Origin of the sequence: Caproiciproducens galactitolivorans, assembly GCF_004768785.1 — a bacterium.
Classification (GTDB): Bacteria; Bacillota; Clostridia; order Oscillospirales; family Acutalibacteraceae; genus Caproiciproducens; species Caproiciproducens galactitolivorans.
On record NZ_SRMQ01000001.1, the window covers coordinates 431,972 to 456,622 of the forward strand.

General features: G+C 46.8%; 25 protein-coding genes and 1 tRNA gene. 19 read left to right on the plus strand and 7 right to left on the minus strand.

The annotated features are described in order from the left end of the window. The first annotated feature begins 25 nt into the window (after positions 1-25). Genes rnc through leuS form a run of 10 tightly spaced genes read left to right on the plus strand, consistent with a single transcriptional unit; the run spans position 26 to position 11,122 of the window. A complete protein-coding gene (gene rnc, locus CAGA_RS02050; RefSeq protein ID WP_135657187.1) occupies positions 26-700 on the plus strand; it encodes a ribonuclease III in 675 nt (224 codons plus the stop codon). Further along, complete coding sequence (locus CAGA_RS02055) at positions 697-1,704, plus strand: elongator complex protein 3 (protein ID WP_135657189.1); 1,008 nt, start codon at positions 697-699, stop codon at positions 1,702-1,704. Before rnc ends, CAGA_RS02055 begins: the two co-directional genes overlap by 4 nt. 4 nt (positions 1,705-1,708) lie before the next feature. Next, entirely contained in the window at positions 1,709-5,281 is a 3,573-nt protein-coding gene (gene smc / locus CAGA_RS02060; protein ID WP_135657191.1) for a chromosome segregation protein SMC, read from the plus strand. A 21-nt stretch (positions 5,282-5,302) separates the two neighbouring features. Beyond that, positions 5,303-6,220: a signal recognition particle-docking protein FtsY gene (gene ftsY / locus CAGA_RS02065; RefSeq protein ID WP_135657193.1), complete on the plus strand. Its 918-nt coding sequence runs from the start codon at positions 5,303-5,305 to the stop codon at positions 6,218-6,220. Then, a complete protein-coding gene (locus tag CAGA_RS02070; protein ID WP_135657195.1) occupies positions 6,221-6,808 on the plus strand; it encodes an XTP/dITP diphosphatase in 588 nt (195 codons plus the stop codon). After that, positions 6,805-7,125, plus strand: coding sequence for a ribosome assembly RNA-binding protein YhbY (yhbY, locus tag CAGA_RS02075; protein ID WP_135657197.1), 321 nt, complete (start codon positions 6,805-6,807; stop codon positions 7,123-7,125). Before CAGA_RS02070 ends, yhbY begins: the two co-directional genes overlap by 4 nt. A 4-nt stretch (positions 7,126-7,129) precedes the next feature. Further along, positions 7,130-7,735 carry a nicotinate-nucleotide adenylyltransferase gene (gene nadD / locus CAGA_RS02080; protein WP_135657199.1) on the plus strand — a complete coding sequence of 202 codons (606 nt, stop codon included), beginning with the start codon at positions 7,130-7,132 and terminating at the stop codon, positions 7,733-7,735. Between the two features lies 1 nt (position 7,736). Then, positions 7,737-8,309 (plus strand): bis(5'-nucleosyl)-tetraphosphatase (symmetrical) YqeK, encoded by a 573-nt coding sequence (yqeK, locus tag CAGA_RS02085; protein ID WP_135657201.1) that lies wholly within the window; start codon positions 7,737-7,739, stop codon positions 8,307-8,309. Between the two features lie 23 nt (positions 8,310-8,332). Continuing rightward, positions 8,333-8,686 (plus strand): ribosome silencing factor, encoded by a 354-nt coding sequence (rsfS, locus tag CAGA_RS02090; protein ID WP_135657204.1) that lies wholly within the window; start codon positions 8,333-8,335, stop codon positions 8,684-8,686. 27 nt (positions 8,687-8,713) lie between these two features. Then, the gene (gene leuS / locus CAGA_RS02095) at positions 8,714-11,122 is read left to right on the plus strand and encodes a leucine--tRNA ligase (RefSeq protein ID WP_135657206.1); all 2,409 of its coding nucleotides are present in this window, start codon (positions 8,714-8,716) and stop codon (positions 11,120-11,122) included. Positions 11,123-11,280: 158 nt separating this feature from the next. Here the strand turns inward: leuS and udk are convergent, their stop codons facing one another. Beyond that, on the minus strand, positions 11,281-11,922 hold the full coding sequence (gene udk, locus CAGA_RS02100; RefSeq protein ID WP_135657209.1) for a uridine kinase: 642 nt from the start codon (positions 11,920-11,922) through the stop codon (positions 11,281-11,283). 152 nt (positions 11,923-12,074) lie between these two features. Further along, positions 12,075-12,452, minus strand: coding sequence for a BofC C-terminal domain-containing protein (locus tag CAGA_RS02105; protein WP_135657212.1), 378 nt, complete (start codon positions 12,450-12,452; stop codon positions 12,075-12,077). A gap of 92 nt (positions 12,453-12,544) precedes the next feature. Here CAGA_RS02105 and CAGA_RS02110 point away from each other — a divergent pair, with 92 nt between their 5' ends. The 4 genes from CAGA_RS02110 to CAGA_RS02125 all read left to right on the plus strand — a co-directional run bounded on the left by CAGA_RS02110 (position 12,545) and on the right by CAGA_RS02125 (position 18,440). After that, positions 12,545-14,875, plus strand: a complete 2,331-nt coding sequence (locus CAGA_RS02110) for a transglycosylase domain-containing protein (protein WP_135657214.1) — start codon at positions 12,545-12,547, stop codon at positions 14,873-14,875. A 149-nt stretch (positions 14,876-15,024) separates the two neighbouring features. Further along, positions 15,025-16,269, plus strand: a complete 1,245-nt coding sequence (locus CAGA_RS02115) for a homoserine dehydrogenase (protein ID WP_135657216.1) — start codon at positions 15,025-15,027, stop codon at positions 16,267-16,269. Between the two features lie 24 nt (positions 16,270-16,293). Continuing rightward, a complete protein-coding gene (thrB, locus tag CAGA_RS02120) occupies positions 16,294-17,190 on the plus strand; it encodes a homoserine kinase (RefSeq protein WP_135657218.1) in 897 nt (298 codons plus the stop codon). Between the two features lie 29 nt (positions 17,191-17,219). After that, complete coding sequence (locus CAGA_RS02125; RefSeq protein WP_135657220.1) at positions 17,220-18,440, plus strand: aspartate kinase; 1,221 nt, start codon at positions 17,220-17,222, stop codon at positions 18,438-18,440. Between the two features lie 201 nt (positions 18,441-18,641). Here CAGA_RS02125 and CAGA_RS02130 read toward each other — a convergent pair whose 3' ends face one another. Then, entirely contained in the window at positions 18,642-18,833 is a 192-nt protein-coding gene (locus tag CAGA_RS02130; protein WP_243112905.1) for a hypothetical protein, read from the minus strand. A gap of 874 nt (positions 18,834-19,707) precedes the next feature. On the opposite strand from CAGA_RS02130, the gene pdaA reads away from it, so the two are divergent. The 4 genes from pdaA to CAGA_RS02150 all read left to right on the plus strand — a co-directional run bounded on the left by pdaA (position 19,708) and on the right by CAGA_RS02150 (position 21,708). Continuing rightward, complete coding sequence (gene pdaA, locus CAGA_RS02135; protein ID WP_243112906.1) at positions 19,708-20,454, plus strand: delta-lactam-biosynthetic de-N-acetylase; 747 nt, start codon at positions 19,708-19,710, stop codon at positions 20,452-20,454. Positions 20,455-20,556: 102 nt separating this feature from the next. Further along, the gene (locus CAGA_RS02140) at positions 20,557-20,778 is read left to right on the plus strand and encodes a hypothetical protein (protein ID WP_135657227.1); all 222 of its coding nucleotides are present in this window, start codon (positions 20,557-20,559) and stop codon (positions 20,776-20,778) included. 77 nt (positions 20,779-20,855) lie between these two features. Continuing rightward, positions 20,856-21,398, plus strand: coding sequence for a hypothetical protein (locus tag CAGA_RS02145; protein WP_135657229.1), 543 nt, complete (start codon positions 20,856-20,858; stop codon positions 21,396-21,398). A 112-nt stretch (positions 21,399-21,510) separates the two neighbouring features. Further along, a complete protein-coding gene (locus tag CAGA_RS02150) occupies positions 21,511-21,708 on the plus strand; it encodes an alpha/beta-type small acid-soluble spore protein (RefSeq protein ID WP_135657231.1) in 198 nt (65 codons plus the stop codon). 59 nt (positions 21,709-21,767) lie between these two features. On the opposite strand, the gene CAGA_RS02155 is transcribed toward CAGA_RS02150, so the two are convergent. From CAGA_RS02155 to CAGA_RS02165, 4 genes are all read right to left on the minus strand, one after another. Next, positions 21,768-22,421, minus strand: coding sequence for a pentapeptide repeat-containing protein (locus CAGA_RS02155; RefSeq protein ID WP_135657233.1), 654 nt, complete (start codon positions 22,419-22,421; stop codon positions 21,768-21,770). A gap of 187 nt (positions 22,422-22,608) precedes the next feature. Next, positions 22,609-23,136, minus strand: coding sequence for an acetylglutamate kinase (locus CAGA_RS02160; RefSeq protein WP_135657235.1), 528 nt, complete (start codon positions 23,134-23,136; stop codon positions 22,609-22,611). A 113-nt stretch (positions 23,137-23,249) separates the two neighbouring features. After that, a complete protein-coding gene (locus CAGA_RS12585; protein ID WP_167875134.1) occupies positions 23,250-23,393 on the minus strand; it encodes a hypothetical protein in 144 nt (47 codons plus the stop codon). A 308-nt stretch (positions 23,394-23,701) separates the two neighbouring features. Beyond that, positions 23,702-24,115 (minus strand): ferritin family protein, encoded by a 414-nt coding sequence (locus CAGA_RS02165; RefSeq protein ID WP_135657237.1) that lies wholly within the window; start codon positions 24,113-24,115, stop codon positions 23,702-23,704. Between the two features lie 165 nt (positions 24,116-24,280). Here CAGA_RS02165 and CAGA_RS02170 point away from each other — a divergent pair. Next, a tRNA-Ala gene (locus tag CAGA_RS02170) sits at positions 24,281-24,356 on the plus strand. Positions 24,357-24,651: the final 295 nt, after the last annotated feature.

The window sequence follows — 24,651 nt, forward strand, 5'->3', positions numbered from 1 at the left end:
TTCATTCGCAGTAGGAGCATATGTTATGAAAGAATTGGAAGAGAAGTTAGGATATCATTTTAAAAATAAAAGCTATCTTAGAACGGCGCTCACGCATTCCTCCTATGCCAATGAAACCAAGGCGCCCGGAGGCAGCAATGAACGGCTGGAATTTTTGGGCGATTCTATTCTGGGTTGGGTAGTTGCGGATTATTTGTTTAAGCATTTTCCGGATCTTCCGGAAGGTGACCTAACGAAAAAAAGGGCGGCGCTGGTTTGTGAAAAGGCATGCTGCGGCTTTTCCACCCAACTCAATGTGGGGAAATATCTGCTTTTAAGCCACGGGGAACAGAATTCCGGCGGGCGTACCCGTTCGTCGATTCTTGCCGACGCATTCGAATCGATCATTGCGGCGATCTACCTAGACGGCGGATTGGAAGAAGCGCGGAAATTCATCCTCCGATTTGTGCTTCCGCTTATGCAGTCGGCGAAGCCAAGGGCATTTAAGGATTATAAAACGATGCTTCAAGAAATTATTCAGCAGAATCCCGAAGAGCGTCTGGAATATGTGCTGACTGGGGAATCCGGACCGGATCATGACAAGCATTTCACGGTGGAGGTGCATCTGAACAGCAATGTGATTGGCAAAGGGGGCGGACGCAGCAAAAAGGAAGCGGAGCAGCAGGCCGCCCGTGAAGCTCTGGAGCTGATGGGCTATTGAAGCACGCGAATGTGGCGCTTTTCGTACCCCATAACGGCTGCCCGCATAAATGCAGCTTTTGTAATCAAAAGAGCATTACCGGGCAGCAGTCGCAGCCTTCGCCGCAGGATGTGCGGGATGCTGTGCGGATTGCAAAGGACAGTCTTGGGGACGAAACGAAAAATGCGGAGATTGCTTTTTTTGGCGGAAGTTTTACCGCAATCGAACGGGGCTATATGCTTTCGCTTTTGGAGGCGGCGTCGCCGTTTGTAAAGGACGGGACGTTTGCCGGAATACGGATTTCCACAAGGCCGGACGCTATCGATTACGAAATTTTGACGACATTAAAGCAATACGGCGTAACTGCAATTGAACTGGGCGCACAGAGCATGGATGACCGTGTGCTCGCGCTGAACGGCCGCGGCCATACGGCAAAACAGGTGGAAGACGCGGCGGAATTGCTTCGGTCGTATCATTTTACCCTTGGGCTTCAAATGATGACCGGGCTTTACGGTGATACCGCAGAGGGCAGTATGGAGACAGCGCGTCGCCTGGCGGCGCTGCATCCAGAGAATGTCCGCATTTACCCGACGATCATTATGCGCGGTACAGAACTGGGCGAACGGTACCGCAGAGGGGAATACCGGACGCTCAGTTTGAACGAAACCGTAGCGCTCTGCGCCCGGCTGCTTGATTTCTTTGAAGAGCAGAGCATTTCGGTCATCCGGCTCGGGCTGCATGATTCGCCGGAGCTGAAAAGGGACATGCTCGCGGGTCCATGGCACCCGGCTTTTCGCGAACTGTGTGAAAGCGCCCGTATCCTTCAGAAAATCGTCGGCTATTTAAAGGAACATCAGATACCGAAGGGCAACTTATTGATAAAGGTCCATCCAAAATCAATTTCAAAAGCACTGGGGCATAAAAAAAGCAATCTGAATGCGCTTTTAGAATTGGGCTATCCGACAACGATGGTACAAGATACCGGCGTAGCGGAAAACCGCTTTACGATAGAAAAACTGGGGTGAGTATATGCTGCTGAAGTCACTGGAAATTCAGGGTTTTAAAACATTTCCGGATAAAACGACGCTCAGCTTTGACAAAGGAATAACCGTGGTCGTTGGCCCGAACGGCAGCGGAAAAAGCAATATCAGCGACGCGGTGCGCTGGGTTTTTGGCGAACAGTCCACCCGGGTACTTCGTTGCACAAAAATGGAGGACGTTATTTTCAATGGGACGCCTACACGCAAAGCGCAGGGATTTGCCGAAGTTACGCTGAATATCGATAATACCCTTCGCCAGCTTCCATTCGATGGCGACAGCGTGGCGATTACCCGCCGCTACTACCGCTCGGGCGACAGCGAATACTTAATCAATAAGGCCGCAGTACGGCTGAAGGATATTAACGAGCTGTTCATGGATACCGGTTTGGGGTGCGATGGGTATTCGATTATTGGACAGGGCAAAATTGACAGTATCGTTGCCGCGCGTTCCGAAGACCGCCGCGAAATATTCGAAGAAGCCGCGGGGATTTCCCGTTTTCGTTACAGAAAGGAAGAATCGGAGCGCAAACTGAACCAGGCGCAGGAAAACCTGCTCCGGTTGAACGACATTCTGTCCGAGCTGGAAAGCCGAGTGGGACCGCTAAAGGAGCAGGCGGAAAAAGCGGAACAATATCTGGAATGGGCCGGAGAAAAACGCACGCTGGAAATTGGGCTGTGGCTCAATACGCTTAAAAAATTCGGTCAGATTCTGCGGGAGCATGAGGATAAAATCCTCATTGCCAGAAACCAGCACGAAACGTCCGAGCAGGAACTGGACGATATCGACCGGCAGATTGAAGAAAATTACAGGAAATCGGGCGAGTGCACCGCAAGGATGGATGAAATTCGCCAGCAAGCGGCGCAATTGGAAGAAAGCGCCGCAAAAAAAGACGGAGAAGCTTCCGTTTTGCAGAACGATATCCTTCATCACAACGAAAACATTGAGCGAATCCGAAGGGAAATCGAGCAAAGCAATCTTTCCGGCCAGGATATGGACCGGGATATTCTTGAAAAAAACAGGCATATTGAAGAAAAAAGCCAATACATAAACGATCAGGCGGCACAGGCAAAAAAGTTTGAAGAACAAATTGAGCAAATCCGGAAGGATATGAGCGAAACAGCGGAAAAGATCGACGATTACACGCGTCAGATTGCTAAACTTACCGCGCAGGCAACCGAAGCAAAGGTTGCGAAAATGACCGCTGTTTCCTCGATTGCCGAAATCCAGCTCCGAATCTCCCAGATTGCTGAATCCGTCCGTTCAAAAAAGCTTCAGACCGAAAAGCTGCAAAATGCGGAAAAAGAAGCGAAAAAGAAGCTTGCCGAAGCCGACGAGCGCATCCATGCGCTTTCGAATTCGGTTAAGGGCTACGAAATGCGGCTTGCAACACGCCGCAAACGAATGGAAGACCTGAAAAAACAGAGCGACGCCCTGTATCTGGATGCACAGGAGCATTCCCGACGCGCTCATCTTCTCGAAGAGTTGGAACGCAATCTGGAAGGATTCTCCCAAAGTGTCAAGGTGATTATGAAGGGAGCGCGCCGCGGTACGATCAGCGGGATTCACGGGCCGGTTTCTCGCTTAATCAAGGTGCCGCACCAATACGCGGTTGCAATTGAAACAGCGCTCGGCGCGGCAATGCAGAACATTGTCGTCGGCAATGAGCAGGATGCAAAACGCGCAATCCAACTTTTAAAGCAACGCGATTCCGGTCGTGCAACCTTTCTTCCGCTTTCCACAATCCGCGGCAGGGAGCTGCAAGAGACGGGACTTGAAGAATGTCCGGGCTATATTGGAACTGCGGTCAGCCTGTGCGGCTGCGATGAAAAATATAAGGATATTTTGAATTCCCTTCTGGGGCGCATCGCCGTTGCGGAGGATTTGGACAGCGCCGTTGCCATGGCAAAACGTTATGGGTATCGTTTCCGGATTGTCACGTTGGACGGGCAGGTTGTCAACGCGGGCGGCTCGCTGACGGGCGGTTCGCTTGTGAAAAATGCCGGCCTTCTCAGCCGTGCTTCGGAGATCGAGCGGATGAAAGCGCAGGCTGCCGAACTTCAGGCGAAGGCGCAGGAAGCTGCGGCGGCTCTCAAATCCGCAACGGAAGAGGTTTCCGCTGCCGAAGCGTCGCTTTCCGCTTCAAAGGGTGAGCTAGCCACAGCGCAGGAGGAACGTTTCAAAATGGACGCGGAACGCGGCAGGACGGCTGCGGATTTAACCGCCGTCCGCAACGACCTCCTTGCATTGCAGGAAGAAGAAAAGGCTGCGACACTCCGGCTTAACGGCCAACGGGAAGCGCAGACAGACGCACAGGCACGGGAGGAGGAAATTTCCCGGAAGCAGGCTTTCTTGCAGGCGGAGCTGGATAAAATCAGCGGCAGCCGCAGCGGATTGAACCGAACGGTGGATGAGCTGAACGCCCGGCTGCAGGAAATCCGGATGGCCTGTTTGTCCGCAGAGAAAGACGTGGAGTCCCTGCGCGCGGCAATTGCGGATATTGAACGCCGCAAGCTTGATCACGCAGGGAGGGAGCAGTCGTTAAAGGAAGAAATAAAGGCCGCGCAGGAAGAGTGCGTCAAGCTTCGCGGTCAGATAGAAAGCCTGAGGCAGGAAGCGCAGAATATGCGTGAAACGGCTAAAAAATGCAGCGGTCAGATTGAAGAATTGAACGCGAAACGCATGGAATATGAACGCCTGTCGGTTGAACTGCGCGCGAAAGAGCATGAGAAATCGGCCGAAAAGGAGAAAATCGGCCATGAACTTGCCCGTTTGGAAGAGCGCAAAGAAAACCTACAAAAGGAATATGATGAAATAATCAGCCGCCTATGGGAAGAATATGAATTGACGCGCCGTGAAGCGGAGGAAGTCGGCGCGAAAATTGAAAACCCGCTGCAGGCACAGAAACGGCTGAATGAACTGAAAAGCAAAATCAAGGCGCTGGGTACGGTCAATTTGGCCGCGGTTGAGGAATACAAAGAGGTTTCCGAGCGCTATGAATTTATGAAGGCACAGGTTGCCGACGTGGAAAAGAGCCGCGAAGAGCTGAAAAAGCTGATTGGCGATCTCACCCACCAGATGCATGAGCTGTTCCTTTCCCGTTTTAAGCAGATTAACGAAAACTTCAAAAGCACCTTCCGGGAGCTGTTCGGCGGCGGCAACGCGGAGCTTTCGCTCTGTGATCCGGAAGATATTTTAAATAGCGGAATTGATATTTCCGTTCAGCCTCCGGGCAAAATCATTACGCACCTGGAATCCCTTTCCGGCGGGGAAAAAGCGCTGGTAGCAATTGCGCTTTATTTCGCTATTATGAAGGTAAAACCGCCGCCGTTCTGTGTTCTGGATGAAATCGAGGCCGCGCTGGACGATGTGAATGTCAACCGGTTTGCCGCTTACCTGCGGCGCATGACAAAAAATACGCAGTTTATTGCAATTACTCACCGCCGCGGTACAATGGAGGAGGCCGACGTGCTGTATGGCGTGACTATGCAGGATGAAGGAATCTCCAAGCTGCTTGAATTGCGAATTTCGGAAATCGAAGCAAAACTCGGCATGAAGGAATAACATTAAAGAAGGAGAAATAAGATGGGCTTTTTTTCAAAAATAAAAGAAGGATTAAAGAAAACAAGAGAAAAAATGAGCTCTTCGGTGGAGTCCATGCTGCACTCCTTTACAACGATTGACGAATCGCTGTTTGAAGAACTGGAAGAACTGCTCGTTATGGGCGACGTAGGCGTTCCCACAGCGGAGCATATTTGCCAGGAGCTTCGGAAAAAAGTAAAAGAAAAAGGCGTTACCGACCCGAATGAAATTATGGGGATGCTGCGGGAAACCGTAGCGGAAATGCTTCGGGGCGGGGAGGAGCTCCAAATCGGAACAAAGCCGTCCGTCATTCTGGTAATCGGCGTGAACGGTGTAGGCAAGACCACGACAATCGGCAAAATCGCTTCCCGCCTGACAAAGGACGGGAAAAAGGTGATTTTGGGCGCGGCGGATACTTTTCGCGCCGCCGCAATCGAGCAATTGGAAGTATGGGCAGAACGCTCCGGTACCGATATGATTAAGCAGGCAGAGGGTAGCGACCCTGCTTCTGTTGTGTTTGATACCATTGCCGCAGCAAAGGCGAGAAACGCGGATGTCATCATTTGCGACACAGCCGGCCGCCTTCATAATAAAAAGAACCTGATGGACGAACTTGCGAAAATCAGGCGTATAATCGACCGGGAACTGCCCGATGCCGATAAGGAAGTCCTTCTCGTCCTTGATGCAACCACAGGCCAAAACGCTGTGAGCCAGGCCCGTGAATTTCAGGCGGCGGCAGGGATTACCGGTATTGTACTTACGAAGCTTGACGGAACCGCGCGCGGTGGCGTTGTGCTTGCCATACGTGAAAGCCTTGGAATTCCGGTGAAATTTATTGGCGTGGGCGAACAGGTGGACGACCTTCAGCCGTTCAATTCGGATGAATTTGCCGAAGCCCTTTTTGCCAGACAGGAGGACTGAATGACCACATTTGTACTCGCTTCCCATAATCAAAACAAGTTGAAGGAACTGGAGCGCATACTGGCTCCGCTGCATATTTCTGTATCCGCCGTACAGTTTGACGAAGTGGAGGAGACCGGAAAAACCTTTGCGCAGAATGCGTATTTAAAGGCAGAGGCGGCGTGCCGCAAAACCGGTTTGCCGGCTGTGGCGGACGATTCCGGCCTAATGGTGGACGCATTGAACGGTGCGCCCGGCGTTTATTCCGCCCGTTACGCCGGAGCAAACGCAAGCGATATGGATCGTATTGAGAAGCTGTTGGACGCGTTGAGAGGCGTTCCGGAGCAGGCGCGCAAGGCAAAGTTTGTCTGTTCTATTTGCTGTGTATTCCCGGACGGTACGAAAATTACCGCGGAAGGGGAGTGCCATGGGAAAATAGCGTTCGAGCCTGTTGGAAACGGCGGGTTCGGTTACGATCCGGTTTTTCTGGTGGACGGAAAATCCTTTGCACAGCTCGGCGCACAGGAAAAAGATCAAATCAGCCACCGGGGCAAGGCACTTCGTGCATTTGCTGCCGAACTGGAAAAAAGAAAGGAAATTTACCGATGATTACAAGTAAACAGCGTGCTTACCTTCGCTCCCTTGCAAACGAACTGGATACCATATTGATGATTGGAAAATCTGGCGTCGGCGAGGATGTTATCAAACAAGCGGACGATGCATTAACCGCACGCGAAATTATAAAAGCAAAGGTCTTGGAAACTTCTCCCGTGCCCGTGCGGGAAGTTGCCGAGCAGATTGCCAGGCGGACAAATGCGGAAGTGGTACAGGTAATCGGCGCGAAATTCGTTTTATACCGTAAAAATGAAAAGAATCCCAAAATTACGCTTCCCAAAGTCCCCAAAAAGGAATATGATATAGGGTGAAACTATGCAAAAGATAGCTGTGCTGGGCGGAACCTTCAACCCGATCCATAACGGCCATCTGCATATTGCAAGGCAGTATGCACAGCGGCTTGGTGTTGACAGGGTTTTCCTGATACCCACCTATCAGCCGCCGCACAAGCAGGCACCGAACCTTGCGCCGGCCGAAGACCGGCTTCAAATGTGCCGCCTTGCGGCGGAAGAAAGCAAAGTATTCGAAGCCTGCGGGATGGAAATTTGCAGGCGGGGCAAAAGCTATACCTCAGATACCCTGCGCGAGCTGAAGGCGCTGTACCCGGATTCCGAGCTGTATCTGATAACGGGGGAGGATATGTTTCTCACCTTTGAGCAGTGGCACGAGCCCGAAACCATTTTTCAGCTTGCCGTGCTTTGCGCCGCGCCGCGCAGCCCGAACGGCCTTGCGCCGCTCCTGCGGTATGCACGCCGGCTGAAACAGAAGGGTGCGAAAACAGTCATACAAAATATCGAATATCTTCCGATCTCATCAACGATGGTCCGCGACGCTGTAAAAAACGGTCAGAGCATAGCGGGGCTTGTACCGCCGTTGGTGGCTAAATATATCATAAAGAACAAGTTGTATTTGGAGCGGTAAAATGAATAGAACGGATTATGAAGCAATTATAAAGCCATTTTTAAGCCAAAAGCGTTATGAACATTCGCTTTGCGTTTGTGATGAGGCGGTTCGTCTGGCAAAGATTTACGACGCAAATGAACAGAAAGCGGAAACTGCCGGGATTCTTCATGATATTATGAAGGATATACCCCCGGATGAACAGCTAAAAATGATGATGCGTTATCACATTTTACTTACCGACGTGGAGCGCAGCGCGCAAAAACTGTGGCATGCCATGCTCGGAGCGACTTATATTGAAAATGAGTTACATATTTCTGATACAGAAATATTGAACGCGATACGGTATCACACGACGGGGCGGGGGCAAATGACAATCATGGACAAGATCGTTTTTGTGGCCGATTTTATCTCTGCAGACCGTGATTATGATGGAGTTGAGGAATTGCGGAAGGCTGCCGCCATAAGCTTGGATCAGGCTGTGGTTGACGGGCTTACCTTTACCATTAAGGATTTGGTTCAGGCTGGAAAACCGATTCATCCGGATACCATTGACGCGTATAACCATGCAATACTGAATTTACAACAAAACTGATAGGAAAGGTTAGGTTGATGAGTATGACGCCACTTGAACTTGCGAAAAAGGCTGCAAAAATCCTAGATGACAAAAAAGCGATTGACCTGAAAATTATCAGTATTAAAGATATCTCCGTATTGGCTGATTATTTTGTACTGGCGACCGGAACAAGTAGCACCCACGTAAAATCCCTTGCGGACGAGATCGAGTTTCAGCTTAAACAGCTTGGCAAAAGCCCGGACCATGTCGAAGGCTACCGTTCCAATTCCTGGGTGCTTTTGGACTATGGTAGTGTTATCATTCATGTCTTTACGTCCGACGCACGTGAATTTTACAACCTTGACCGCTTGTGGCAGGATGGGGAAATCGTAGATATTTCCGATATTCAGAAATGATCGAAATGAACAGGAGCGAAAGTAAAAATGAAATACGACCATAAACCCATTGAGAAAAAGTGGCAGGAAAAATGGGAACAATCCGGTGTTTTCCATGCCTCCAACAACTCCGATAAACCAAAGTATTACGCGCTGGTCGAATTCCCCTATCCTTCCGGGCAGGGGCTGCATGTCGGCCATCCGCGTTCCTATACTGCTCTTGATATCATCGCGCGGAAACGCCGCATGCAGGGGTATAACGTCCTTTATCCGATCGGCTGGGACGCGTTTGGCCTGCCGACAGAAAATTTTGCAATTAAAAACCATGTGCACCCGGCGGAGGTAACGAAGAAAAATATTGCCCGCTTTAAGCAGCAGCTTCAATCCCTCGGCATTTCTTTTGACTGGTCACGTGAAATCAACACGACGGATCCCGAATATTATAAATGGACCCAGTGGATTTTCCTCCAGCTTTTTAAGCGCGGCCTTGCCTATAAGAAAGAAATGGCGGTCAACTGGTGCACTTCCTGCAAATGTGTGCTCGCCAATGAAGAAGTGGTCAACGGCGTTTGCGAGCGTTGCGGAAGCGAAGTGATCCGCAAGGTAAAGTCCCAGTGGATGCTTAAAATTACCGAATACGCCCAGCGCTTGATCGACGACCTTGACCTTGTTGATTATCCCGAACGCGTGAAAGCGCAGCAGATTAACTGGATCGGGCGTTCCACAGGCGCAGAGGTCGATTTCCGTACCACTACGGGCGACAAGCTTACGGTTTACACAACCCGGCCCGACACGCTTTACGGCGTGACCTACATGGTTGTTTCACCGGAGCATCCCATGCTTGAAAAGTGGGCGGACAAGCTCCGCAATATGGAGGAAATCCGGGCTTATCAGGCGGAGGCCGCCAGAAAATCCGATTTTGAACGCACCGAAGTGGCGAAGGACAAGACAGGTGTGCGCCTGGATGGCGTTTCGGCCATCAACCCGGTAACGGGGAGGGAAATTCCGATTTTCATTTCCGATTATGTCCTTGTTTCCTACGGAACGGGCGCGATTATGGCTGTTCCGGCTCACGATACCCGCGACTGGGAATTTGCGAAGAAATTCGGCCTTCCGATTATTGAGGTTGTAAAAGGCGGTGATGTGCAGAAGGAAGCCTTCACCGACTGCGCAACCGGGGTAATGGTGAATTCCGGTATCCTTGACGGCTTGACAGTGGAAGAAGCGAAGAAAAAGATTATCGAATATCTGACGGAAAAGGAAATCGGCCATTCGAAAGTGAATTTCAAGCTTCGTGACTGGGTGTTCTCCCGCCAGCGCTACTGGGGCGAACCGATTCCGATTGTTTACTGCGAAAAATGCGGGTATGTTCCGTTGCCGGAAAGCGAGCTTCCGCTGAAGCTTCCGGAAGTGAAATCCTACGAGCCAACCGATAACGGCGAATCGCCGCTTGCCTGCATGACGGATTGGGTAAATACGACTTGCCCGCACTGCGGCGGTAAGGCAAAGCGCGAAACGGACACCATGCCGCAGTGGGCCGGTTCATCTTGGTATTTCTTGCGCTATATGGATCCGCACAACAGCGAGGCGTTTGCCGGAAAGGACGCTTTAAAGTACTGGACGCCGGTTGACTGGTATAACGGCGGAATGGAACATACCACACTCCACCTGCTTTACAGCCGTTTCTGGCATAAGTTCCTCTACGATATCGGCGAAGTTCCGACGCCGGAACCGTATGCGAAACGTACAAGCCATGGGATGATTCTGGGCGAAAATGGGGAAAAGATGAGCAAATCCCGCGGAAACGTTGTAAACCCGGACGAAATTGTGGACACCTACGGCGCGGATACCATGCGCCTCTATGAAATGTTTATCGGCGACTTTGAAAAAGCGGCGCCGTGGAGTTCTGCGGGAATTAAAGGCTGCCGCCGCTTTTTGGAGCGTTACTGGAATTTGCAGAACATACTTACCGATGAAAAGGGCGTGCGCAAAAGCCTGGAAATCGCTTTCAATAAGACGATCAAAAAAGTCGGCGAAGATATCGAAGCCCTGAAATTTAATACCGCGATCGCAGCGCTGATGGCTTTGATGAATGATATTTCTGACGCAGGTTCCATTACTTCGGATGAACTGAAGATTTATACCATCCTTTTGAATCCCTTTGCCCCGCATGTAACGGAGGAAATTTGGGAAACGTTGCAGCTCGGGAGCGGAATGGTTTGCCAGCAGGAGTGGTCGAAGTACGATGAGGCAAAATGCGTAGAAGACACCATTGAGATTGCTGTTCAGGTGAATGGCAAGGTGCGTGCGCACTTGAGTGTTGCGGCAGACATCGAGAAAGACGCGGCTCTTTCTGCGGCAAAGGCAGAAGAAAAAATCGCCGCAGAAATTAGCGGCAAAAAGATTGTTAAGGAAATTTATGTTCCGGGCAAATTGGTTAATATCGTAGCAAAATAAATGAAGAAATAAAAAAATCGACACCGGTTAAAAGCCGGTGCCGATTTTATTATGTCCGTTTTCAAGTTCCTAAAAGCAATTTCTTGCAATGCCCCAACAATAAAATTGCCGCCGGCGAAAAGACGCCGCGGCGCATAGGTAAGACTTTTGATAGATTATTATTCCGATAGATCCCCGTGTTTCTGTTTGATAAGTGCATTAATACGGTCAATAAGCATATGGAGCGCAACGAGATTCTGTCCGCCGCGGGGAATGATGATATCCGCTTTCTTTTTATAGGGTTCAACAAATTGCTCATGCATGGGCTTTACGGTCTTTATGTATTGTGTAATAACAGAATCAAGGGTTCTTCCGCGTGTTTTGACGTCGCGGGAGAGACGCCGGATCAGACGGATGTCGGCATCCGTATCGACAAACACTTTGATATCCATTAAATCGAGCAGGTCCTTGTTTTCAAAAATCAAGATACCCTCAACGATAATTACTTCCGCCGGTTCCACATGTACGGTCTCGTTCGTGCGAGTGTACGTAACAAAAGAATATTGCGGATGGTCAATTGGTTTTCCGTTTTTCAGCTTTTTGATGTCTTCAACCAGCAATTCGGTTTCAAAAGCATCGGGATGGTCATAATTCATTTTTATACGCTGCTCATATGGAATATCCGTGTTGGCACGATAATAGAAATCATGCGATAAGATAATGACATTACCGGCGATTCCCTGCTTGAGCTTTGTTGCGAGCGTCGTTTTTCCGGAACCGGTGCCGCCCGCAACACCGATTACTAAGGGTGAATATTCCATAGCTGCCTCCCGAATTATATGTTCATAAAATATTTATAATTAAAAACTTTATCACAAAACCCGAAAATCATGATTCTTCTGCGAATATTTGCCGCAGAGATAAAGACTTTTCAAAACCCCGTTTAACAAGTATTGAAAAGCCTTTTTTACTGCTAACTTTCATAGTCTTCAATAATGCTGTTGAGACGGTCGGTATCCGTAACTTTTATCCCTTCCTTTAAGAGCTTGCGATCCGCTTCCGGAAGGGAGGATACATCCACCTGTATTTCCTCATAGGGCTTGCTTTCATCGTTAAAAAATATGCCGATATGCCCCTTGTATTCTTTAACAATATATACGTCGCTCTTGCTTGTCATGGTTATAATTTCGCTGCTTCCTTGACTTGATGGCGCTTTTGGGGTAGAATTATCTAATATATCTGAGCTTGACGTCACAGGTGTACCAGATATATGGTTCTGTGAAAAAACGATTGCCAGTCCAGCAATCATTATAATAACAGCGCACAGCAGCACAATCCAGTTCTTTTTCAAATGGATCACCTCTTAGGTATTATTTGAAAAATATGGAAATCTATTCACTTCTTAGTTATATTTAAGAAATTTTTCCCGAAAAGGTGGGGCCGATGAGAAAAACCGATATTAATAAGTACGCTGGTTCACACGGAAGCGGCGCATCGAAATCAATCGGCAGAATCGTTTCCAAAAGCCTTCTTACAATTTTCACCATAGTATTCATTACCGGCCTGATTGTTTCCATTTCGCTTTTTTCATTTATTTTCAGCTTGAAAAATGAAACGATGGATTATGATCTGCGTAAATTGCAACTGAACTATACCAGTTTTATTTATGTAAACGGCCCGGGTGACGACAGCGCTCATCCGGTGCAGTATCAGAGCCTTTACAGCAACGAAAACCGTGTATGGGTGAACTATGACAAGATTCCGAAGGCGATGAAGGATGCGATTGTTGCCATTGAGGACAAGCGTTTCTGGGAGCATAGAGGTGTCGACTGGAAACGAACCTTAGGCGCAGTTACAACCCTGTTTTCAAAAGGGAGCAGCTACGGCGGCTCCACCATTACCCAGCAACTTATCAAAAACGTTACCGGGGATAAGGACGTGAGCCTTACCCGTAAGGTTAAGGAAATTTTCCGCGCGCTGAATCTGGAAAAGAAGTATTCGAAAGAGGAAATCCTCACCGCTTATCTGAATATTGTTAATTTTGGAAGCGGCTGCAACGGAGTGCAGTCCGCAGCGAATCTGTATTTTGGAAAGAATATTCAGGACTGTGATATTGCGGAATGTGCTGCGATAGCCGGCATTACGCAAAATCCGTCCAAATATTCACCGCTTGTTCACCCGGAACTGAATAAAGAGCGTCAGCAGACGGTATTAAAAGAAATGCACGATCAGGGACAGATTACCGATACGGAATACCAGACGGCTATGAAAAAATCGGAGCATATGACGTTTGTAGGAAAGAAATCCGAGAATGTCGTGAATAATGTCCCGATCTGGAACTGGTATGTCGACACCCTGTTTGAAGACGTAAAAGAGGCCTTGATGGAGCATTACAACTGTTCCAGCGAAAAGGCGGTGGACATGCTGTATCATGACGGATTAAAGATTTACGCTGCAATGGATCCGGATATGCAGGCGGCTGCGGAGGAAGTTCTAAAATCCGATAATGTTTTTGGCAGCGATAAAAAGCTTCAGGCCGGTTATATCGCGATGGATTATAACGGGCGGGTGTTGGCTGCCATTGGTTCGAGGGGCGAAAAGAAGAGCAACCGCCTTCTTAACCTTGCAACAACCTCCAAAAGGCAGCCCGGTTCTACCATTAAGCCTTTGGCTGTTTACAGCCCGGCGATCGAATCGGGAAAATATACCTTTTCCTCCTTGGTGAATGACAGTCCGCTACCGAACTGGTTCAGTGACGGCAGGCCCGGCCCAAAAAACTGGGGCCCGGGCAATACCAGCGGAAAATACTGGGGAAAAATACCTTTGACGTGGGCGTTGGAACGCTCCCTGAACGCTTCTGCCGCTCAGATCGGGTCTGCGATTACGCCAAATGTCAGCTATAATTTTTTGAGGGACAAATTATCCTTTACAAGCCTTGTCCCTGCCGATAACGACCGTGCGCCAATGGCCGTAGGCGGTCTCAGCGAAGGTGTGACCGTGCGCGAAATGACGTCGGGATTTGCAATGTTTGGAAACGGTGGGAAATACTATAAGCCTTATACCTTTTATCATGTGGATGACCATGACGGAAACGTCATCCTTGATAATCGGGGGCAAATTCCCACGCAGGCAATTCGTTCAACAACCGCTTCGATTATGCATCGGCTTTTAAATAATGTTGTAACCGGTGCGCACGGTACCGGGCGCGGGGCGGCAATCAGCGGCTGGGAAGTTTTTGGAAAGACCGGTACTACCAATGACGAAAAAGACAGTTGGTTTATCGGCGGCACACCCTATGCGGTAGCTGGTATCTGGACAGGCTATCTGACGCCTAAGCATCTTACAAATACGACCTATGCAGTATCGACATGGAAAAAGATTATGTCGAAATATTTGCAGAATAAGCCCAAAGTGAAATTTACCTATGATCCCAATGTCGTGTCCGCTTATTTCTGCACGAAAACCGGTTTGCTTGCAAATCCTCATTCGGATGGGGATACACAGCTTGGGTGGTATGACAAGAATAATATGCCTGCAACTTGTGATGGTGTCCATGCGGGAGTCGGTTCTGCATATACATCACTTTCGAATGAATCAAGTTCCAATGGCGAACAGGAAAATCTGTCCGATCCCGGCGACGATTCAGTTCCTCCGGAAGGATCACAAAATTCTGTTCCGAATGAGGACTCTCGAGCGTCCTCCCCGCCTAATTCCCGTAAGGAGCAGCAAACGCAGAATGAACGTACCACGCATTCAATTGTTCCGGCTGGATAAAATTTCTGACAAACTTATGCGGATGCCTTCTTTAAGGCATCTGCATTTCGTTTAATTTGCAAGTTGAATGTTGCGCTAATTCATGGTAAACTGTTAAAGTGCTTATTACAATTTTTAAATTTAAGTGGAAATAACAGGAGGTGCTACATATGGTAAAAATAGCAGTAATGGGGTATGGCGTAGTTGGCTCCGGTGTGGTGGAAGTATTGACCAATCACTCGGAAAATATTGCAAGACGAGCGAAAGAAGAAATCAGCATTAAATATATACTGGACTTGCGGGATTTCCCCGGAAGCCCGTTTGGAAGTAAATTTACAAAATCTTTTGAGACCATTCTTAATGATCCCGAGGTTAAGATTGTGGTAGAAGTGATGGGCGGACTCCATCCTTCCTTTGAATATGTGAAAGCCTGTCTAGAAGCGGGGAAGAGCGTTGTTACCTCGAATAAAGAGCTTGTTGCTGCAAAAGGTGCCGAGCTACTGAAAATTGCACAGAAAAACAACCTGAACTTCCTGTTTGAAGCAAGCGTCGGCGGCGGTATTCCGATTATCCGGCCGATCAGCCAATGCCTTGCTGCAAATGATGTAGTGGAAATTGCAGGTATTCTGAACGGTACAACCAATTTTATACTGACGAAAATGATCCGCGAACAGATGACCTTTGAGGACGCTTTGGCTCTGGCGCAAAAGCTTGGCTATGCGGAGCGCAATCCCGCTGCGGATATCGAGGGTTCCGACGCCTGCCGCAAAATTTGTATCCTTGCTTCCCTGGCGTATGGGAAGCACGTTTACCCGGAGCAGGTGCACACGGAGGGCATTACCAAAATCGCGCTGGCAGATGTGGAATATGCAGCGGCGTGGGGCGGTGTGGTCAAGCTGATCGGGCAGGTTCGCGCGTTGGAAAATGGAAAACTGCAAATTATTGTTTGCCCGATGTTTATTCCAAGGGAAAGCCAGCTTGCTACGGTGGACGACGTATTTAACGGCATAATGGTGCGCGGAGACTCCACCGGCGACGTTGTGTTTTATGGCAAGGGAGCCGGCAAGCTTCCGACTGCAAGCGCTGTCGTAGCGGATGTTATTGACTGCGTGAAGCATTTTAAGGCAAGAAAATATCTGTATTGGGAGGACGGTTCCGAGGATTATGTTGAGGATTACCGCCTCAATGTAATTTCCATGTATGTTCGTGCGAAAACCGAAGACGAAGCGGTCGCTCTGAAAAATGTCAAGCAGATTTTCGGCGAAGTCACGCGGCTTTCACGTAAAAACGCGGAAAACGGGGAATTTGCGTTTGTAACCAACAGCATGAAGGAAGAAGAAATCCTGACAAAGCTGGAAAAATTGAAATCAATGGGAATTTGTGTGGAGAATACAATCCGCATAGGAAACTTATAAATTCAAATATAGGATGTTGATGAAATGATAAGAATTCAAGTGCCGGCAACCAGCGCAAATCTTGGTTCCGGATTTGACTCGCTGGGAATAGCTTTGAATTTATATAATCAGGTTTGGATGGAAGAATCCGATACCATTGATATTTCCAGCAAGGATACTATTGAAATACCAACCGATGACAGCAATCTGATTTACTGGGCGGCAAAACAGGTTTACGAAAAATGCGGGAGGAAACTTCCCGGACTCAAAATCGTACAGTTGAATAATATTCCGATGGCGCGCGGCCTTGGAAGCAGCTCGGCATGTATTGTTGCGGGCATTCTGGGCGCGAACCGCCTTTTGGGAAGCCCTCTTTCGCAACAGGAACTGATCAACCTAGCCGCTGCAATCGAGGGGCATCCGGACAACACGACCCCCGCTATTGAAGGCGGGCTTGCCGCCTCGGCTATGGAAGCGGGCAGGGTTTACAGCGTAAGTGTTCCTGTTTCGGAAAAAATCCGGTTTGCGATTTTTATTCCACCCTTTGAATTGAAAACAGAAAAAGCACGCTCCGTTCTTCCGCAGGAGTATTCGCGGAGCGACGCGGTATACAATCTTTCCCGATCCGCGCTCATGGCGGCCTCTCTGTTTTCCGGAAAGCTTGAAAACCTGCGTGTAGCGGTTCAGGATAAAATCCACCAGCCCTACAGGGCAAGCCTGATCGACCATTTGGACGACGTTTTTCGCCTGAGCTACGAACTCGGTTCGCTGGGAACCTACGTCAGCGGGGCGGGGCCCACCATTGTTTCGATGATTGATGCGGCGGATACAGATGTATTTGCGAAATATGCGGCAAACCATCTGGAGGAAAAGGGGATTACCGGCTGGCAGATTAAGGTATTGGCCACCGATTCCGACGGAGCGCAGATATCCATTGAATAATTCTTAATTGATATGGGAGATGGAACCTAATGAGTCTAATAGTACAGAAATTTGGCGGCACTTCCGTTGCAAATGCCGAGCGGCTATATAATGTGGCGGATATTGTTACAAAGACCTATTCACAGGGGAACAACGTGATTGTGGTTGTCTCCGCTCAGGGCGACACAACGGACGATTTAATTGAAAAGGCAAACGAGATTAATCCCAATGCATCAAAGCGAGAAATGGATATGCTACTGACTTCAGGCGAACAGATTTCGGCTTCCCTTTTGGCGATGGCGATTGAAAAGCTGGGATATCCGGTTGTGTCGCTTTTGGGATGGCAGGCTGGTTTTTATACCAGTTCGGCATATGGCAGCGCAAGGATTAAACGCGTAGTGCCGGATCGTATTCAAAAGGAACTTGATAAGAGAAATATTGTGGTTGTAACAGGATTCCAGGGCATTAACCGCTATAATGATATGACGACGCTGGGGCGCGGTGGTTCGGACACCAGCGCGGTTGCAATCGCAGCGGTAATGAAAGCGGATCTATGTCAGATTTACACGGATGTGGAAGGAGTTTTTACAGCCGATCCTCGTAAAGTGAAAAATGCAAGAAAGCTTGATCATATTTCATACGACGAAATGCTGGAGCTGGCGACGCTTGGAGCGCAGGTGCTTAATAATCGTTCCGTTGAAATGGCAAAGAAATACGGTATCCAGCTTGAAGTTCTTTCCAGTTTGACAAAAAAACCAGGCACAATCGTTAAGGAGGCAACAAAAGTGGAAAAAATGCTTATCAGCGGTATCGCAAAGGACGACGACGTCGCCCGTGTTTCAATTATTGGTGTTCCGGATCGTCCGGGCCTCGCTTTCAAAATTTTCTCAAAACTCTCTGCGAAAAATATTAATGTCGATATTATTCTTCAATCCGTGGGCAGAAACGGTACAAAAGATATCAGCTTTACGGTCAGCCAGGCAAACCTGAAAGAAACCATCGACATCCTCAACCCGTATGTGGAACTCATCGGCGCGAACAGCGTGGTATACGATGAAAATGTGGCCAAGGTCTCCATTGTCGGCGCAGGAATGGAAACGCATCCCGGCACAGCCGCCGAAATGTTTGAAGCGCTGTATGAGGCCAATATCAATATTCAGATGATTGCGACGAGTGAAATTAAGATTTCTGTTTTGATTGACCGCTGCGATGCAGACAAGGCTGTTACGGCGGTTCACAACAAATTCTTCAGCGAAGCAATCGATGTTTGATTACCTGTAAATGACGAATGGCATGTAAGGGAATTTCATGAACTGAGATTCTTTTGCATGCTTTTTTTCGTTTGTTTTTGCAGCTTCTCAAAACGTCCTGTCAGGAATATTTTAAGGAAACAAATACGCTTTTCAAGTAGTTAAAAACAACCTACCGCCCTGTCACAGGGTGGTAGGTTGGGCAGAAGAAAGAGTTTAATTTCATTTTCTGCTGCAAAGAAGCCTTTCAATGATGTCTTCCAGTAAGCGCAAGTCATCATTGTTGAGATTATCTAGCAAACCAAGAATCCGTTTTAATGCCCTTGCGCTTTCCACGCCGCAGCCCTTGCTTTCACAATTATTGCTGCTGGCAGCGGCAATATCGGAAGAGTTTGTATAACAGGTTAGACTCATATGGGACATTCCTTTCATGTGTGATGTCCCATAGTATGACCATGGATTTGAAACTGTCAATATCGTGCATTGGAATGCCAAGTAGTAAAAAACAGCAGCTCAAGCCGCAGGCAAAAGCCGCGAAAGCACAAATTCTGTAATCGTTTTGCAAATGTAATACTGGAAATGAAAAACCGCCCATTGCTGGGCGGTTTTCTCAAAAGTGATTTCATTGTGCAGGATTATTACCTGCACGGTGACGCGTGTGAATGGAATGATTCAACTATAAACAAGGAATGTGAAGATTATGTGAACAAACGTGTGACAATTTATGGAAATTTTTCTGCAGGAAGGCTCCGTAATCCGCTAAACAGCAGAATACGAAGCCCTTATCATTAGAACCAACAGCAACGGCACCGGTTTTGGCATCCCCGTCGATTGCAGCAGCCGAACCAACGGCGGCAGTTAAAGAACCCACAGCATCCGGATTGACCAAACCAGCCGCAGTACCTGCACCATCCGCAGCGGCGGCAACGATTCCAACACATATCTTTTATCACCTCCTGTTGAAAATAAAGGGGTAATACATGATATGTGTGGAAGAGGGAGCTTGTCAATTTGAGAGATTAGACTTGATATTAACTCATTATTGCCAAAGAGCCCGCTGCCAAGAGCCACCGCAAAGCGCGTATACCGCAGTTTAAACCCGGCTTCATTATTTTGTTTCGAAACAGAACGTCACGGGCGGTTTTATTTAAAATACTGAAATAAAAAAATACGCTGATATTCTATACGGCTTAATAATATATTTACTACAAAGGCAGGTGTTGGATACGTGTACATTACAATTGGGAAAAAACAAATAGCAATTGTGTTGGTGTGCTTTGTCCTACTTTTGGCAGTGGTGATAAGGTTTAACCGTCCGCAGACGACGGCTACCGTGGAAACCTTAGCTGCGAATACGAACTGGGGGCTTGGTTATAGCGAAAATGGAAAACAGCCTACGGGGAATGCTTCGTCCGATTTTTTGAAGCAATATAACGCATATTTTGTAGGTTCGGCAGACAAAAAAGTGATCTATCTGACATTTGACGCCGGCTATGAAGCCGGGTATACGCCGGCAATTTTGGACGTTCTGAAAAAGCACAACGTGAAGTCGGCCTTTTTTGTCGTGGGAAATTATCTCAATACAAGCCCGGATTTGGTGAAACGGATGATTGCGGAGGGCCATATTGTAGGGAATCATACCAATACGCATCCGGATATGTCGAAAATATCGGATATGGAGGCGTTTAAAAAGGAAATATCCGCCGTGGAAATCAAATTCAAGGAAATTACCGGAAAGGATATGCAGAAATATTATCGGCCTCCCCAAGGGAAATACAGCGTTGATAATTTGAAGCAAGCCAATAAACTTGGGTATAAAACGATCTTCTGGAGCCTTGCCTATGTGGATTGGTACAGGGATAAGCAGCCTACAAAGGAGCAGGCCTTTAATAAGCTTCTACCGCGGATTCATCCGGGCGCGGTTGTGCTGCTTCATAGCACGTCCAAAACCAATTCGGAAATCTTGGATGAGTTGCTTTCCAAGTGGGAAGCGATGGGGTATACCTTTGGAACCTTGCACGAACTGGCCGGGTGATAAAGCCGGAAAGCACCGGCACGGAAATCCGGGCGAGTGCCTTGTATTGTAAAATATGGAATTGTAAATTATAATGGTAATCAATAAAAAGGAGTGGGGAAAATGGCCAGAATCATGGATATACGCAAATGTGACCGGGAAATTCGGGTGAACAGCAGAACGGTTATGGATGTTCAGTACAATGATGAATATTTCTCAATGTGGGTATATAAAGCGGGGCAGGAGCGCGGCTTGGATCTTTGTCCGCTCAGTATTCAGTTGGATGCTGAAATTGCCGGACGCCTTGTAAACTATCTCAATCAGTTTTTAAAAAATAAAAATTAACCAATTTTAATTGTTACATACTTTCCGCGCAGCAGCAAATAATGTTTATTAGACTTTATGGAAAGCGGGCGTAAAGAATGATAAACATTATTTTGTGCGGCAAATTGATCGACACAGCTGTTTCATGCACTCTGCTTCCCACATTGGAAAGATATGGCGGCGCTCAGTATTTCAGTGAAAAAAGCCTGAAAAAGTATGGGGGCGAAGGGATAAAATACCTTGTATATGATTGCGAAAAACTTCCGCAGATTGAGCTTGGAAAGGGAATTATTCTATTTAAAAACAGCTTTATTTCCTCGGAAAAAATGAATATTCCGAACGGCTTCTTATGTATTCTTGAAATGAAAAATTCCCATGCTGCGGAGATCCTGAACGGAACGCAAGCCGCGGCGATCACTTGCGGCACAAGCGCAAAAGACACCCTGAGTATTGCGGGTCTGGATGAGGTGAGCGCTACTTTAAGCCTTCAGAGAAGTGTTCCGACAATTGACGGAAAGATTCTGGAGCCGCATGATTTTACAGTAAAGCTGCTGTCAAAGTTAAGCCCGACGAGAATCCTGGCCGTATGTGCGGCATTGCTTCTTTCCGGCGAGGACTCGACAGTAGGATATGTCATTTAATTTTCAAAATATTTACACTCATAAATGCTTTTACGGTACACAAAATAGGAATGCAAACGCAAGACAGAAAAAAATTTGAAATTAATTAAATGAACTAAGGAGTGTTTTGATTATGTCTTCCAGAAGTAATAGGAATGTTGTTCCTGAAGCACGAGAAGCCCTTGATAAGTTTAAGATGGAAGCCGCTTCCGAAGTGGGCGTTAACTTAAAGCAGGGTTATAACGGCGATCTGACTTCTAAAGAGGCTGGATCTGTCGGTGGCCAGATGGTCAAAAATATGATTAAAAGCTACGAACAGAATATGAAGTAAATTTTCTAAAAATAAGCGTCACGCCCAAAAGCGTGGCGCTTTGTTTTATTTGTTCTATATTATTTATACTTGACAGTAATGCCCCAAAGCCCGATTAAATCCGCCGCTTGGAACATATTGATTATGGCTCCCTTTAATTCAACGGGAGGGGTGGATACGATTGGCGCGGCAAACTCATTTTCGGTAAAGTCCATTGCTGCCAGCATTGTTTTGAAGAAGTTATTCTTAACAAATTTCGATTGATTTGCAGTAAATTTTTTTAGATTGCATTCCGCCATAGACGATTCGGTAAAATCAATATGGTCGAATGAAACTTCTGTTAATTTGGCTTTGTTAAAGTTAGAATATTGCACTTTTGATTTTTCAAGAACCGTCTGTTTCAGAATTGTTTCGTTCATATTAATTCCAATGCATTTACAGGAAACAAACCGGCATCGTTCAAAATAGGCTCCCGTAAATCTGCTGTTGGACAGGTCGCAATTTTGGAATACAACGTCGACAAAGCTTGCATTTTCAAAATCACAATTGCGCAAAGCGCAGTTTTCTAAAACGCAATTCTGCATTTCTATTTTATAAAAATCAGCAGTTTCCAACTGCTCTTTCGAACATTTTATGCCGGAAATCACGGATTCTTCCAACAGGAAATCTCGGACGTAAGCAGAAAAATCACGAATGGGAACAAGCTCTTTTGTTATTTGTGGATTTATATTCATTTTGATATTCCTTTTGTTTTTTGTTTTGAAATACTTTCATAGAAAAACAGTTACCAATATTTCCTATAATCAAGTATACAATACCTTTCCGGTATTATCAAGTTAATCTAAATCAGAAAAATATTTATAAAAAAATAGGGAGCAAATTTTCTATCTGCTCCCAAATGAGATTTTTTTACCCCGTTTGTTAATCGAATTGCCTCTTAATGCCTTTTGCCATATAATCCGCCATCATTAAGGCTTGGTCTTCGATAATGTCATACAACGCGATATCTTTCGCATATTGGCCCATAAGCCGGTTAGTTGCTTCATCCTCCGTCAGCTTCAAGTGTTCGTGCAGCATGATCTTCCATTGGTTTTCCGACCAGTACGGGTTGATATTTGCTAAGAATCTGGCAATTTGATCTGCATTCGAATACCATTTTCTTCTTTCTTCGTTGGCCGTTTCCGAATCGCCGGCTTTTGCGGACTTCACCAGTCTGCTGGCTATTAGAAGATGATCCGTCAAAAGCTTTTCAAACCTTCTTGCTTTTTCTTCGCCATAATGAGGTTTTAAAGCATTATAAAAATCGGTGGGATTCCGTAAAAGCCTTTTTGTAACGTATTGCAGATCCCCTAAATCCGCCGCAGTACTGATAATAAATGATCTTGTCCATTGAATATGATCTTGCCATAATTTTCGAAAAAGATTTGTAAATTCGCAGTTATCGTTCATATACTTTGTCCCCTTTATGGTATTATACTGGTACTATATTATGCAGTTCGTATGTTTTGATCGACTGTGATTGCAAAAACCGGACTGGCATTTGGTGATAAAAAAGCAGAGGTTTAACCCTCTGCAACAATATTTTCCAGGCATTTAATTAAATCCTGAATGGTATATAGCTTGACGTCCCGTTTTAAAATTTCGTTTTTTAAGTCGATTGATAAGGATTCAAACTTGCTGCGAAGTTTTGGATCAATATAGGACATAAAATCACCTCTTGAATAGATTGCCCAGCCCGCGTGGTTTCATACCGTTTGGCAAATCAAAAAGCGGGACGTTTCCGTTCCGCTTTGTTTAATATTCGCGAGGAGGCCTTGGCTGAATTGGGGGACGGTGAGGCCTTGGTGGGGGAGGAGCCCCCGGCGGATAAGGATGCCTTGGCGGGCAGGTCAATCCGTGCTTTCTGCACCTGAAATTTAAAAAGTCCGGCCAATGTGGATGGAAAAACTTTATAGGATTTTATTCACTACTTTTTCGTAATTGCTAAAGGACACAACATTGAGAGCAATTCTCATTAAGATGAATGCTGCAGGCTGATTAAATACAGTAATCGTAAAGCATGAACATTTTCATCCATCTTGGCTCGGTAATAGGCGTTTTTCAATGTGTCGTTTTGGGTGGTCAGCAGATACTGTTCACCATATTTGCGGAAATCCCCGCTTTCATCCAATACCCTGTCCCTTAAAATATCATAATAAGGATTTTTCAATACAATCGGTTGAACGATGGGGTTATAGCTCCTCCCTGTCATAGCGCGATAGATCCGTTTGAATTCGTCCGCATGGGATTGCTCGTCTTCTGAAAATTCTATCAGGAGCTGACGATCCGTTTCGCTTGGTGCTATTTTAGCAAGCTCTTTATATAGTGTTGCATCGTTTTCTTCCGCGTTAATATATGTTTGCAGTTTTTGAATTACAGACATTTCCATAATGAAATCCTCCTTCCATGCCCGCTTTTACAGTATATGTGCCGCAGAGTAAATGTGTTATTGAGATAGATCTTAGAAATTTTTTATTTTTTTACAAAAGCACTTGAAATGTTCTTAAAAATATGATATTATAACAAAGCTGTTTCAAAACAGTCACGAGTAAACGGGGTATTAGCTCAGCTGGGAGAGCGCTACACTGGCAGTGTAGAGGTCAGCGGTTCGATCCCGCTATGCTCCACCAATGCAAGATTAACGCGAATCAGTTCGTCGTAAAGATGGATCGGTTTGCGTTAATCATTATCAGGCCGCATAAAGAACGGTATGTTAAAATAGCCTTATGTAAGCAATTCCAACGCTTGCATAAGGCTATACGTTTTAATGAATAGTAGTCTGAAAGCAACATGCTATTTTTGATTCTGGGAACTTTGTAAAATGCCATCTTTATAGCTGTTGCTCTGATGGAGTATGCGAAGGACACGAGCAAAGCCGGTCATGCCACACAGGTGGCAACGGAGAAATAGTTTTTAATATTTGAA

Coding starts and splice junctions, on each gene's coding strand:
- rnc (WP_135657187.1), top strand. CDS start 26: ATGAAAGAATTGGAAGAGAAGTTAGGATATCATTTTAAAAATAAAAGC.
- smc (WP_135657191.1), top strand. CDS start 1,709: ATGCTGCTGAAGTCACTGGAAATTCAGGGTTTTAAAACATTTCCGGAT.
- ftsY (WP_135657193.1), top strand. CDS start 5,303: ATGGGCTTTTTTTCAAAAATAAAAGAAGGATTAAAGAAAACAAGAGAA.
- CAGA_RS02070 (WP_135657195.1), top strand. CDS start 6,221: ATGACCACATTTGTACTCGCTTCCCATAATCAAAACAAGTTGAAGGAA.
- yhbY (WP_135657197.1), top strand. CDS start 6,805: ATGATTACAAGTAAACAGCGTGCTTACCTTCGCTCCCTTGCAAACGAA.
- nadD (WP_135657199.1), top strand. CDS start 7,130: ATGCAAAAGATAGCTGTGCTGGGCGGAACCTTCAACCCGATCCATAAC.
- yqeK (WP_135657201.1), top strand. CDS start 7,737: ATGAATAGAACGGATTATGAAGCAATTATAAAGCCATTTTTAAGCCAA.
- rsfS (WP_135657204.1), top strand. CDS start 8,333: ATGACGCCACTTGAACTTGCGAAAAAGGCTGCAAAAATCCTAGATGAC.
- leuS (WP_135657206.1), top strand. CDS start 8,714: ATGAAATACGACCATAAACCCATTGAGAAAAAGTGGCAGGAAAAATGG.
- udk (WP_135657209.1), bottom strand. CDS start 11,922: ATGGAATATTCACCCTTAGTAATCGGTGTTGCGGGCGGCACCGGTTCC.
- CAGA_RS02110 (WP_135657214.1), top strand. CDS start 12,545: ATGAGAAAAACCGATATTAATAAGTACGCTGGTTCACACGGAAGCGGC.
- CAGA_RS02115 (WP_135657216.1), top strand. CDS start 15,025: ATGGTAAAAATAGCAGTAATGGGGTATGGCGTAGTTGGCTCCGGTGTG.
- thrB (WP_135657218.1), top strand. CDS start 16,294: ATGATAAGAATTCAAGTGCCGGCAACCAGCGCAAATCTTGGTTCCGGA.
- CAGA_RS02125 (WP_135657220.1), top strand. CDS start 17,220: ATGAGTCTAATAGTACAGAAATTTGGCGGCACTTCCGTTGCAAATGCC.
- CAGA_RS02130 (WP_243112905.1), bottom strand. CDS start 18,833: ATGAGTCTAACCTGTTATACAAACTCTTCCGATATTGCCGCTGCCAGC.
- CAGA_RS02140 (WP_135657227.1), top strand. CDS start 20,557: ATGGCCAGAATCATGGATATACGCAAATGTGACCGGGAAATTCGGGTG.
- CAGA_RS02145 (WP_135657229.1), top strand. CDS start 20,856: ATGATAAACATTATTTTGTGCGGCAAATTGATCGACACAGCTGTTTCA.
- CAGA_RS02150 (WP_135657231.1), top strand. CDS start 21,511: ATGTCTTCCAGAAGTAATAGGAATGTTGTTCCTGAAGCACGAGAAGCC.
- CAGA_RS02155 (WP_135657233.1), bottom strand. CDS start 22,421: ATGAATATAAATCCACAAATAACAAAAGAGCTTGTTCCCATTCGTGAT.
- CAGA_RS02160 (WP_135657235.1), bottom strand. CDS start 23,136: ATGAACGATAACTGCGAATTTACAAATCTTTTTCGAAAATTATGGCAA.
- CAGA_RS12585 (WP_167875134.1), bottom strand. CDS start 23,393: ATGTCCTATATTGATCCAAAACTTCGCAGCAAGTTTGAATCCTTATCA.
- CAGA_RS02165 (WP_135657237.1), bottom strand. CDS start 24,115: ATGGAAATGTCTGTAATTCAAAAACTGCAAACATATATTAACGCGGAA.